At 63.0% G+C, this 11,056-nt stretch carries 10 protein-coding genes and 1 pseudogene; 5 read left to right on the top strand and 6 right to left on the bottom strand.

What is annotated here, in order from left to right; all coding sequences use genetic code 11:
* The 5 genes and pseudogenes from ACTJGZ_RS14470 to queA all read right to left on the bottom strand — a co-directional run.
* Positions 1–528 (bottom strand): annotated as a pseudogene (locus tag ACTJGZ_RS14470) (protein translocase subunit SecF); the annotation flags it as partial.
* 8 nt (positions 529–536) lie between these two features.
* Positions 537–2,408, bottom strand: coding sequence for a protein translocase subunit SecD (gene secD / locus ACTJGZ_RS14465; protein WP_441663608.1), 1,872 nt, complete (start codon positions 2,406–2,408; stop codon positions 537–539).
* A gap of 64 nt (positions 2,409–2,472) precedes the next feature.
* Positions 2,473–2,823, bottom strand: coding sequence for a preprotein translocase subunit YajC (yajC, locus tag ACTJGZ_RS14460; RefSeq protein WP_441663607.1), 351 nt, complete (start codon positions 2,821–2,823; stop codon positions 2,473–2,475).
* A gap of 177 nt (positions 2,824–3,000) precedes the next feature.
* Positions 3,001–4,137 carry a tRNA guanosine(34) transglycosylase Tgt gene (gene tgt, locus ACTJGZ_RS14455; protein ID WP_441663606.1) on the bottom strand — a complete coding sequence of 379 codons (1,137 nt, stop codon included), beginning with the start codon at positions 4,135–4,137 and terminating at the stop codon, positions 3,001–3,003.
* Positions 4,138–4,141: 4 nt separating this feature from the next.
* Positions 4,142–5,194, bottom strand: a complete 1,053-nt coding sequence (queA, locus tag ACTJGZ_RS14450; protein ID WP_441663605.1) for a tRNA preQ1(34) S-adenosylmethionine ribosyltransferase-isomerase QueA — start codon at positions 5,192–5,194, stop codon at positions 4,142–4,144.
* A 197-nt stretch (positions 5,195–5,391) separates the two neighbouring features.
* Between queA and dacB the strand changes: the two genes are divergently transcribed.
* Together dacB and upp are read left to right on the top strand one after the other, a co-directional pair.
* Positions 5,392–6,831 (top strand): D-alanyl-D-alanine carboxypeptidase/D-alanyl-D-alanine endopeptidase, encoded by a 1,440-nt coding sequence (dacB, locus tag ACTJGZ_RS14445; protein ID WP_441663604.1) that lies wholly within the window; start codon positions 5,392–5,394, stop codon positions 6,829–6,831.
* Between the two features lie 103 nt (positions 6,832–6,934).
* A complete protein-coding gene (gene upp, locus ACTJGZ_RS14440; protein WP_441663603.1) occupies positions 6,935–7,573 on the top strand; it encodes a uracil phosphoribosyltransferase in 639 nt (212 codons plus the stop codon).
* 124 nt (positions 7,574–7,697) lie between these two features.
* On the opposite strand, the gene cysG is transcribed toward upp, so the two are convergent.
* Entirely contained in the window at positions 7,698–9,176 is a 1,479-nt protein-coding gene (cysG, locus tag ACTJGZ_RS14435) for a siroheme synthase CysG (protein ID WP_441663609.1), read from the bottom strand.
* 493 nt (positions 9,177–9,669) lie between these two features.
* Between cysG and ACTJGZ_RS14430 the strand changes: the two genes are divergently transcribed.
* The 3 genes from ACTJGZ_RS14430 to ACTJGZ_RS14420 are packed head-to-tail and all read left to right on the top strand — an operon-like array spanning position 9,670 to position 10,765.
* Entirely contained in the window at positions 9,670–9,984 is a 315-nt protein-coding gene (locus tag ACTJGZ_RS14430; protein ID WP_441663602.1) for a DUF883 family protein, read from the top strand.
* Between the two features lie 35 nt (positions 9,985–10,019).
* Positions 10,020–10,448: a phage holin family protein gene (locus ACTJGZ_RS14425; RefSeq protein WP_441663601.1), complete on the top strand. Its 429-nt coding sequence runs from the start codon at positions 10,020–10,022 to the stop codon at positions 10,446–10,448.
* On the top strand, positions 10,445–10,765 hold the full coding sequence (locus tag ACTJGZ_RS14420) for a hypothetical protein (protein WP_441663600.1): 321 nt from the start codon (positions 10,445–10,447) through the stop codon (positions 10,763–10,765). The genes ACTJGZ_RS14425 and ACTJGZ_RS14420 overlap by 4 nt, the downstream gene beginning before the upstream one ends.
* Positions 10,766–11,056 lie beyond the last annotated feature (291 nt).

The raw sequence follows: 11,056 nt of genomic DNA, 5'->3' as shown, positions 1-11,056 counted from the left end.
CATGATGAATACCACGTCGAGCAGGTAGGCGAACACGCCGGCGAATGCCAACTTCCATTCAAAACGGAAGCACAGGTACACCATGATGACCAGCACCACGACCAGCAGGGCCATCAGGCCGTTTTCCACCAGTTCCCGGCCGACCTGCGGGCCGACGAACTCCACCCGGCGCAGTTCGACGCTGGGATCGGCGGCCTGCAAGGCTGCCAGCACCGTTTCGCTCTGGGTGGCCGACGTCTGGCCTTCCGCCAGCGGCAGACGGATCATGACATCACGCGAGGTGCCGAAATTCTGCACCTGAAAGTCGGTATAGCCCAATCCGGCTACCGATTTGCGGACATCATCGAGCGGTGCGCTCTGCGTATAGGCCACTTCCAGGACTGTGCCACCGGTAAATTCGATGGACAGGTGGAAGCCCTTGGAAACGATAAAGAAAACCGCTGCAATGAAAGTGACCAGACTTATCAGGTTCAGCACCAGCGCATGGCGCATGAACGGGATAGTGCGGTGTATGCGGAAAAATTCCATGATGCGTCTCAGTCCTTCCCGGGTTTCCAGATGGTGCCGATGGAGATCTTGCTGGCCTTGCGGTTGAGGTGGCCATACCAGAGGTTGACCAGCGCGCGCACGCCGACCACCGATGAGAACATCGAGGTCAGGATGCCCAGGCAGTGCACGACGGCGAAGCCGCGTACCGGGCCGGTGCCGAATGCCAGCAGTGCCAGCCCGACGATCAGCGTGGTCAGGTTGGAGTCAAGAATGGTGCCCCAGGCACGCTCGAAGCCCAGATTGATGGCTTGTTGCGGTGTGGCGCCGTTGCGCAGCTCTTCCCGGATGCGCTCGTTGATGAGTACGTTGGCGTCAATGGCCATGCCCAGTGTCAGCGCGATGGCGGCGATGCCGGGCAGGGTCAGCGTGGCCTGCAGCATGGACAGCAGCGCCAGCAGCAGCAGCACGTTGAAGACCAGGCCAATAGTCGAGAAGATACCGATCAGGTGGTAGTACAGAATGATGAAGACGGCGATGGCCAGGAAGCCATACAGCGTGGCATTGAAGCCTTGCGCAATATTTTCCGCCCCCAGGCTCGGGCCGATGGTGCGTTCCTCGATGATTTCCATCGGGGCGGCCAGCGCGCCGGCCCGCAGCAGCAGCGCGATGTCGGCGGCCTCTTCGGGGCCCATGCTGCCGGAAATCTGCACTTGTCCGCCAGGAATTTCGGAATTGATGACGGGTGCCGTCACGACCTCGCCCTTGCCCTTTTCGAACAGGAGGATGGCCATACGTTTGTTGATGTTGTCGCGGGTGATATCGCGGAAAATGCGCGCGCCTTTGCCATCCAGCGTCAGGTGCACGGCAGGCAGCTGGGATTGCTGGTCGCGGCCGGGTTGCGCATCCTGCAGGTTTTCACCCGTCAGGAGTACCTGGCGGCGGACCAGCAGCGGGCGGCCGTTGCGGTCTTCATAGCGCTCCAGGCCGAAGGGCACGCGGCCAGCCGACAGGGCGGACAGGGCAGCCGGGCTGTCGTCAACCATGCGGATTTCCAGCGTGGCGGTGCGGCCCAGCAGTTCCTTGGCTCGGGCGACATCCTGCACGCCAGGCAGCTGCACGACGATACGGTCGCCGCCTTGTTGCTGGATGATGGGTTCGGCCACGCCCAGTTCATTGATACGGTTGTGCAGCGTCGTGATGTTCTGGCGCAGCGCATTGGTCTGAACAGCGCTGATGGCCGTGGGGCTCAAAACGCCGGTGAGCAGGACGGGATTATTGGGGTTGTCGCTGAATTCCAGATCGGGCAAGCGGCTGCGCAGGGCGCTCAGGGCGCGGTCGCGGGCGGCTTCGTCAGCGAAAGTCACCGCAACGCTGTGACCGCTGCGCTCGACGCTGGCATTGCTGATTTTCTGGTCACGCAGCAAGCTGCGGACATCACCGGCCAGCGAGTCGTAACGGGCATTGAGCGCGCCGTCCATATCGACTTGCAGCAGGAAGTGCACACCGCCGCGCAGGTCCAGCCCCAGGAACATGGGGTGCGCGCCCAGTGCGCTCAGCCATTGCGGCGAGGCCGACAGCAGGTTGAGCGCAACCGTATAGGACGGATTGGCGGCATCGGGGTTCAGCGAGCGTTCCAGCAGGTCACGGGCCTGCAGCTGAATGTCGGTGTTCGCAAAGCGGGCGCGCACCGTGCCTATCGTGCCGCTCTGTTCGAAACTGAGTCCGGTCGTTTCCAGACCGGCGTCCCGCAACACGTGTTCCACCCGGGTCAGCGTACCCTGGTCAACGCGCAAGGTGGCGCGGGCGCTGGATATCTGGACGGCGGGAGATTCACCGAAGAAGTTGGGCAGGGTATAGAGCAGGCCAATCACCAGCGCCACGGCGACGGTGATGTACTTCCATATTGGGTAGCGGTTCATTGCCGGTCTGTCTTGAAAAGTCGGATATGGCTCCGGTATGGAGCCATATCAGCGGGGATGACGCTTACAGGGACTTGATGGTTCCCTTGGGCAGCACGGTGGTGACGGCGCTCTTTTGCAGCAGGATTTCCACCGGTTTTTCAGCCAGATCGGCCACTTCCAGGGTGACATAGGCGTCGGTCACGCGGGTGACTTTGCCCAGAATGCCGCCGGCAGTTATGACTTCATCGCCCTTGGACAGTGCCGCGACGAGGTTGCGGTGCTCTTTCTGGCGCTTCATCTGCGGACGGATCATCAGGAAATAGAGGACCACGAACATCAGGATGATGGGCAGCATGCCCATCAGAGCGCCGCCGGTTTCTCCGCCGGGCGCGGCTTGGGCCAGGATCAGGCCGGTCGTTTCAGTTGCGAGCATGAATTCTCCCGTTGATAGGTTTAGTTATTGGTGTTTGAAAAAAGCACCGGCGGGCGGCCGGCAAATTGAAATCCAAACCATTTATTGTAGCGGCACCGGAAGACAACCGTGTACTGGCGCACCCCGATGCGCCAGTACAGGCTTGCGCGGGCAGAATACCCCTTGGCGTCGCATGGCTTAATCCACGCCGCGCGCGCGGTCGGCCGCAAACTGTTCGCGCCAGGCCTGGAAGGTGCCGGCAGCAATGGCATCGCGCATTTCCTGCATGATTTGCAGATAGAAGTGCAGATTGTGCAAGGTGTTCAGGCGGGCGCCGGTGATTTCGTTGGCGCGCTGCAGATGGTGCAGATAGGCGCGTGAAAACTGGCGGCAGGTGTGGCAGGCGCAATGCATATCCAGCGGGCGGGTATCGTCGCGGTAGCGCGCATTGCGGATCTTCACGTCGCCATGGCGCGTGAACAGCCAGCCGTTGCGGGCATTGCGCGTGGGCATGACGCAGTCGAACATATCCACGCCGTTGGCCACGCCTTCGACCAAATCTTCCGGCGTGCCGACACCCATCAGATAGCGCGGCTTGTCCTGCGGCATGCGCGGCGCGACATGCTTCAGGATGCGGATCATTTCTTCCTTGGGTTCGCCGACCGACAGGCCGCCGATGGCATAGCCATGAAACCCGATATCGGTCAGCCCGGCCAAGGATTCATCGCGCAGCGATTCATACATGCCCCCCTGCACGATACCGAACAAGGCATTGGGGTTTTCCAATTGATCGAAGGCATCGCGCGAGCGGCGCGCCCAGCGCAACGACATGCGCATGGACGTGGCGGCTTCGTCCATGGTGGCGGGGCGGCCCTTGATTTCATAGGGCGTGCATTCGTCGAACACCATGGCGATGTCGGAATTCAGGCCGCGCTGGATGCGCATGGATTCTTCCGGCGTCAGGAACAGGCGGGCGCCGTCGATAGGGGAGGCGAAACGCACGCCTTCCTCTGTAATCTTGCGCATGCCTTGCAGGCTGAAGACCTGGAAACCGCCGGAGTCGGTCAGGATGGGGCGCTGCCACTGCATGAAACCATGCAGGCCGCCATGCTTTTGCATGATTTCCACGCCAGGGCGCAACCAGAGATGGAAGGTGTTGCCCAAGACGATCTGAGCGCCGACTTCCTCAAGCTCGTGCGGCAGCATGGCCTTGACGCTGCCGTAGGTGCCCACGGGCATGAAAATGGGGGTCTCGACCACGCCGTGGTTCAGGGTCATGCGGCCGCGTCGGGCCAGGCCGTCGGTGGCCAGCAGTTCGAAATTCAGTCCGGTCATGGGGTCACGCTGCGGGAGATTCAATGAACATGGCGTCGCCATAGCTGAAGAAGCGGTAGCGCTCGGCCACTGCATGCGCATAGGCGCGGCGGATGGGTTCCACGCCAGCCAGCGCCGACACCAGCATCAGCAGGGTGGATTGCGGCAGGTGGAAATTGGTAATCAGGGCATCAATATAGTGGAAGCGGTAGCCCGGGGTAATGAAGAGCCGGGTATCGCCAGTCACTGCTTGCCCGGCAGGCGGCGGGTTGCCGCCGAGCTGGGCGGCGGCCGATTCCAGGGCGCGCACGCTGGTTGTGCCGACCGCAATGACGCGGCCGCCTGCTGCGCGGGCCTGTTCGATGGCGGCCAGGGTGGCTGCCGGAACGGTGTAGCGTTCGGCATGCATAACGTGGTCTTCGATGCGCCCGGCGCGTACGGGCTGGAACGTGCCAGCGCCGACATGCAAGGTCACGAAGGCGCGTGCCACGCCCTGGCTTGCCAGCCGTTCCAGCATGGCTTCATCGAAATGCAGGCCAGCCGTGGGGGCGGCGACGGCGCCCGGTTCGCGGGCGTAAACCGTTTGATAGCGGCTATCGTCGTCGGCATCCGGGCTGTGCTCAATATAGGGCGGCAGCGGCGTGGCGCCGTGCTGATCGAGCAGCGCCAGCGCATCTTCGGGAAAGCTCAGATGGAAGAGCTCGCCCTCGCGGCCCAGCACCCGGGCATCGAAGGCATCGGCCAGGCGCAGGCTGCTGCCGGGTTTGGGCGATTTGCTGGAACGGATGTGGGCCAGCACTTCCGTGCCGCTGAGAATCCGTTCGACCAGGACTTCGACTTTGCCGCCGCTGTGCTTGGCGCCGAACAGGCGGGCCTTGATGACACGGGTGTCGTTGAAGATCAGCAGGTCGGCGGGTTGCAGCAGTGTGGGTAACTGACTGAAATGCATATCGTGCAGGCAGGACTGGGGGTCCAGCCGCAATAAACGGCTGGCGTCGCGGCGCGCGGCAGGCGCTTGCGCAATCAGTTCCGGGGGCAGCGTATAGTCGTAATCGGAAAGCAGCAGAGGTGTGGACACGGGACGGAAGATATCTGGCGCGCGCGGCGCGGTGGGCCGGCGGGGTGCGCCGGCAAGTCCCTGCATTTTAGACGCTGCACGAAGGGTTTGTGGGCCGGGACGGGTTTTGGTTATGCTGGCGCAGGCGCGGCACCTGGGCGCGCCGCTTCCGGCATGGGATAGATCAGGGAAGGACGGCGGAAAAGAATATGGCATTAATGGCGAAAATAGGTCCTGGCAGACGGGCCGCGGCCTGGATGCTGCTGGGCGCGGCATGGTTATGGGCGCCGGGGGCGGCAGCGCTGACGGGAGTGCCGGCAGAGGTCGATCGCGCCTGGCGCGCCACCGGCTTGCCGGAAGAGTCGCTGTCGCTGGTCGTGCGCGAGCTCGCGGGCCAGGAACTGGTGCGCATCAATGGCGATGTGCCGCGCAACCCTGCGTCCGTCATGAAACTGATCACGACCTGGGCAGCCCTCTCGGAACTGGGGCCGGCATATACCTGGCGCACGGCCTTGCTGACCGAGCCAGGCGCGCACCCGGATGCGCAGGGCAAGCTGCCAGGCGCCTTGTATCTGCGGGCATCGGGAGACCCGCTGTTTGATGTCCGTGACCTGTGGGCCTTGCTGCGGGAGCTGCGCTTGCGCGGCGTGCAGCATATCGGCCAGGTTGTCGTGGACCGCAGCGTATTCGGGCCGGTCGAGATCGACCCCAGCGCCTTTGACGGCGCGGGCGACCGTCCGTACAACGCCAGCCCGGATGCGCTGGTGATCGGTTTTGGCGCGTCGCGCCTGCTGTTCCTGCCCGATGCGTCAGCGCGCCGGTGGCGTGCCACCATGGATCCGCCTTTGCCGGGCGTGCGCCTGGAAGGCGAGGTGGAGTGGAGTGATGTCCGTTGCCCTGGCCCTCCTGTCGTCCGCACCGAACCGGTCATTCACCAGGACGGTATTGTGGTGAAGCTCAGCGGCAAAGTGGCGGGTTCCTGCGGCGAATTCAGCCTGTACCGGCTGGCCTTGGGGCAGGTGGATTTTGCGCAGCGCACCTTCGAGTACCTCTGGCGCTCCATGGGCGGAACCTTTGACGGGCAATGGCGCGAAGGCGAGGTGCCGCCGGATGCGGTGCTGCTGGCCCAGCACGAGTCGCCGCCTTTGTCGGATGTGATACGGGTCATTAACAAGCGCAGTAACAACGTCATGGCGCGCATGCTGCTGCTGGCGCTGGGCGTGGAACGGGGGCGCGGGCCGGCCACCGTGTCGGGCAGCGCCCAGGTGGCGCAGGCAGTGCTGGCGCGCCAGGGGCTGAACATGCCTGAGCTGGTGCTGGATAACGGGGCCGGCTTGTCGCGCCAGGCAGCGGTTTCGGCCGATAGCCTGGTAACGATGCTGGATACCGCCTGGCGTTCGCCCTGGATGCCGGAATACTTATCTTCCATGGCGATCGTGGGGGTGGACGGTACCATGCGGCGGCGTTTGCAGAATAAGCAGGCCCAGGGGCGCGCGCATCTGAAAACAGGTTCTTTGCGTGATGTCCGCGCCATTGCCGGTTATGTGGCCAGCGCCAGCGGCAAACGTTATATCGTCGTCAGTCTGGTGAATCATGCCGAGGCAGATAAGGTTCGCGCCTTTGACGATGCCCTGGTTGCCTGGTTGGCGGAACGTTGAGCGCAGCGGGCGGCAGGCGGCGCCGCAGGCAGGATGCATTTAGTTCTTGCCAGCGGCGTGGCCTTCCGTTATAGATGCGGGCGCAGATATACGGAGATATTTCATGGCACTTTACGAAGTCCGCCACCCGCTGATTCGTCACAAGCTCGGGTTGATGCGGCGCGCCGATTTGAGCACCAAGAGTTTTCGCGAGTTGTCCCAGGAAGTCGCAGCCCTGCTGACTTATGAAGCCTCACGCGATATGCCGCTCGAAGCGCATGAGGTTGCAGGCTGGTGCGGTACGGTCAGCGTGGAAAAGCTGGCGGGCAAAAAAGTCACGGTGGTGCCCATTCTGCGTGCCGGTATCGGCATGCTGGATGGCGTGTTGACGCTGATTCCCGGCGCGCGCGTGAGCGCCGTGGGGGTGGCGCGCAACGAGGAAACGCTGGAAGCCCATACCTACCTGGAAAAATTGGCCAGCGATATGGATCAGCGCCTGGCGCTGATTATCGACCCCATGCTGGCGACCGGCGGGTCCATGGTCGCAACCATTGATCTGCTCAAGCGCGCGGGCTGCCGCGATATCCGTGCCCTGGTGCTGGTGGCGGCGCCGGCAGGGATAGAAAAAGTGCAGTCGCGCCATCCCGATGTGGATATTTATACGGCGTCGATCGACCAGGGGCTGAACGAGCACGGTTATATCGTGCCGGGCCTGGGAGATGCTGGCGACCGGATTTTTGGTACGCAGCAGAAAAGCACCTGAGTCTGCGGGCAGGGGGGCGGCAGCGCCGCTGGCGCTAGTTTCACGCTTCACACCCGCCTGCAGGTAGCCCGCCATCGCGATGATGGCGGTAGCGCGGCGGGCACGCCGTCTGGCGCGGGCAGGCCTAAATAGCGCAGACGGGCAGGGATGCCGCTGGCGGCGCTGGGTATGACGTCGCTTGGCGCGTTGCTGGGGGGGAGGCGGGTGATGGCTGGGATAACAACTCACCGAACCAGGCATGCTCGCGTGCCATGGCGGTGACTTCCCCAATCAGCAGCAAGGCCGGGGCGTGTATGCCGTGCAGTCCGGCATCATGCGCCATGTTTGCCAGGGTCGTGGGCAGGACCCGCTGATTGGGCAAAGAGCCATTTTCTATCAGCGCGCAAGGCGTGGCGGCGCTGCGGCCATGGGCGATCAACTGCGCGCCCAGGGTTTCCAGCTGGCCAACGCCCATATAGAACGCCAGGGTCTGGCGTTCGGCCGCCAAAGCCTGCCAATCCAGCGTGTCTTCCGATTGGGCGCAATGGGCGGTAATCAGCCGTACCGACTGGGCATGGTCGCGGTGGGTCAGCGGAATGCCGCTGTAGGCGGCACATGCCAGGGCAGCGGTAATGCCAGGCACAATTTCATAAGGAATGCCATCGGCGCGCAAGGCGCTGATTTCTTCGCCGCCACGGCCGAAGATGAAGGCATCGCCGCCCTTGAGCCGCACGACTTTGCGGCCGGCACGGGCATGTTCCCGCATCAAGGCATGAATATTGTCCTGTGTGGCATCGTGATTGCCGCCCAGACGTTTGCCTACGGAAATTCGTGTGGCATCCCGGCGCGCCAATGACAGAATGTCGTCGCTGACCAGGCGGTCATACAGAATGACATCCGCTTCGTTCAAGGCACGCAAGGCCTTGAGGGTCAGCAAGCCAGGGTCGCCCGGGCCAGCGCCAACCAGGGTAACGCTGCCAGGCAGCGCGGGATGGGCTTGCGCCAGGGCATCTTGCAGCGCCTGTTCGGCTTCTGCTGGCCGGGCCTGGCGCAACAAGGCTGCGACAGGGCCATCCAGCAGCCAGTCGTAGAAATGGCGTCTGCGCCGTAAATCCGGGAAGCTGGCGCGGATGCGCTGGCGCTGGCTGGCAGCGAGCGCTGCCAGATGGCCCAGGGAGTGATCCAGCAGGCTTTCCAAGCGCTCACGGATCCGCCGTGCCAGCACAGGGGCGGTGCCAGCGGAAGAAATCGCGATCTGGATCGGCGCCCGGTTGACGACGGACGGCACCTGGAAGCTGCAGCGTTGCGGGTCATCCACCACATTGGTGAAAATACGGCGGACCTCGCCCGCAGCCGCGACAGCAGCGTTCAAGGCGGCGTCATCGGTAGCGGCAATAATGAGCCAGCAGTCTGCCAGCCAGTCCGGTTCAAAATGGCCATCGAGATGGCGCAACTTGCCGCTGCTGGCCAACTCGCGCAGGACAGGTGTGAGGGCGGGGGCGCCAACCGTGACGGCGGCACCCGCTTCCAGCAGGGCTAGGGTCTTGCGTTCGGCGACATCGCCACCGCCCACGACCAGGACGGCGCGCTCGCGCAAGTCGGCAAAAATCGGAAACAGCGGCATGGCGGCAAGGAAGGCAAAGTAGGCAGGCCATTTTGGCATCGCGCGCCTAGCGCTGGAATGATTGAAAATTCATGACTTAATGACTAATCGGCATATACCGCGGATCGGCCTGCCTGCCGTGTCCGGGCAAACTGGCTAACGCGTCGGATATCGCCAGCCGACAGCCGTCATGCCGGGGCGCCCGCCCGCTGCAGCACATTGTGTAACGATCTCGACAAGCCGCGGCGAATGGCGCGCGCAACCGCTTTGCAGGCGTAGCGGGGTTTGAAACAATTTGTCTGACTTGGCCAGTTCCATGGCTTGCCGGAGGGGTTCGCACTGCTATTATGACGACATGGGCCGTTTCTACGGCGTATGTCCGCGGTGTCAAACGCTTTGCGGCGGGTGTTGCCTGGCAGCGCTGGAGGATGGCTGGATCATGTGTTTTCATCCGCCAGTAATGGCGGTACTTCATCGCCGCGCCCGGGGGGCGCGTTTTCCAGGAGCAGAATCTATGTCTCGTAAATCCGCGGAATCCAGCAGGGATGTATTGATCGACAACGTGAAATCCACGCTGCATGATGCCGAAGCGCTGTTGCGCGAAGCCGCTTCCAGCAGTGGCGAGAAGGCGGCTGAGCTGCGTGAGCGTGCATTGGTTTCGCTCAAGCGCACGCGTGAAGCTGTGCACGATGCGCAAGATGCCATCGTGACGCAGAGCCGCCGCGCTGCCCGCGCCACCGATGACTATGTGCACGACAAACCCTGGCAGGCTGTCGCTGCTGCTGGCGTGCTGGGCCTGTTGCTGGGTCTGGTTATCGGCCGCCGCTGATCGGCGCTAAAGCTTGGCGCTATCAGGAAACCCGTATGAATCTGAAAGACTCTCTTACTGCGCTGGGCGCGACGGTACTGGAAGCATTCCGTACTCGCCTTGAGCTGTTCGGCCTGGAACTGGCGGAAGCTCGTCTGCGTCTGGTCAAGCTGCTGGGCATGTTTTTCGTCGCGGTTTTTCTGCTGGCGCTGGCTGTCCTGCTCTTCTCTCTCTGGTTTGCCATGCTGTTTTGGCAGACCGAGTACCGCTATGTCGCCCTGGGCGCCCTGGCGGCCGTTTATGCCTTGGTCGGTTTGTACCTGCTGTATCGGCTGCGCCATGATCTGGTGCATGGGGATTCGCCATTTGCCGCGACGCTGGAGGAACTGCATCGCGACACGGAGATGCTCAAGCATCTGCGCAGCGAAGTGGATGCCGCCGGCAGGGCGTTGGAACGGCAATCACAGCGGGGGGACAGGACATGAGCAAGAAAATGTCAGACCGGCAGATGAAGATTGCGCTGTTGCGCAGCCAGGCATCTGTCGAGCGCGAGCTGCTCTTGCAATACGCCGCTGCCACGCGCGATAGCGTGTCGCGCGTGACGGGCCTGGGCAGCAAACTGGGCGGCAGCGGCATCGTGGGCAGCGTGCTGCGCATCTGGATGCTGGCCTTGCGTCATCCTGTCATTACCTCGACAGCATCGGCCTGGCTGCTGCGCGGGAAACGCTCCCGCTGGCTGCGTCTGGGCGGTGTGGCGATGATTGCCTGGCGTCTGTTTAGCACCTTGAACGGCCGCCGCTGATTCATTTCTTTGGCTGACATGACGCATCATGATGCGTCATGACGCATGCGCGCGTGCCTGGGGCGTGAGCCTGCCGGGCGCGGCGCGCTTGCTGGCCGAATTGCCAGACTCCGATACCGGGCAACTTGCTGTAATATAGAACGATTATCTTTTAGTGCCTTTTGATCAAGCCATGATCGTTCGGTGGACGGGCAGAGCGACCGTTCCTCCGGTATCCGGAATACTGACGGAAATTCTATGAAGAAACTGATGTTTGCGCTGCTGGGCGCGGCGTTTTGCGCGGGGGCGCAA

The organism is Kerstersia sp., assembly GCF_052103615.1.
GTDB lineage: Bacteria > Pseudomonadota > Gammaproteobacteria > Burkholderiales > Burkholderiaceae_B > Kerstersia.
The sequence above is the reverse complement of the archived record's forward strand: the minus strand, read 5'-3'. Positions and strand labels throughout refer to the sequence as shown.

What these genes read in the sequence shown, in the direction of transcription:
- secD (WP_441663608.1), bottom strand. Translation starts at nt 2,408, where the DNA reads ATGAACCGCTACCCAATATGGAAGTACATCACCGTCGCCGTGGCGCTG.
- yajC (WP_441663607.1), bottom strand. Translation starts at nt 2,823, where the DNA reads ATGCTCGCAACTGAAACGACCGGCCTGATCCTGGCCCAAGCCGCGCCC.
- tgt (WP_441663606.1), bottom strand. Translation starts at nt 4,137, where the DNA reads ATGACCGGACTGAATTTCGAACTGCTGGCCACCGACGGCCTGGCCCGA.
- dacB (WP_441663604.1), top strand. Translation starts at nt 5,392, where the DNA reads ATGGCGAAAATAGGTCCTGGCAGACGGGCCGCGGCCTGGATGCTGCTG.
- upp (WP_441663603.1), top strand. Translation starts at nt 6,935, where the DNA reads ATGGCACTTTACGAAGTCCGCCACCCGCTGATTCGTCACAAGCTCGGG.
- cysG (WP_441663609.1), bottom strand. Translation starts at nt 9,176, where the DNA reads ATGCCGCTGTTTCCGATTTTTGCCGACTTGCGCGAGCGCGCCGTCCTG.
- ACTJGZ_RS14430 (WP_441663602.1), top strand. Translation starts at nt 9,670, where the DNA reads ATGTCTCGTAAATCCGCGGAATCCAGCAGGGATGTATTGATCGACAAC.
- ACTJGZ_RS14425 (WP_441663601.1), top strand. Translation starts at nt 10,020, where the DNA reads ATGAATCTGAAAGACTCTCTTACTGCGCTGGGCGCGACGGTACTGGAA.
- ACTJGZ_RS14420 (WP_441663600.1), top strand. Translation starts at nt 10,445, where the DNA reads ATGAGCAAGAAAATGTCAGACCGGCAGATGAAGATTGCGCTGTTGCGC.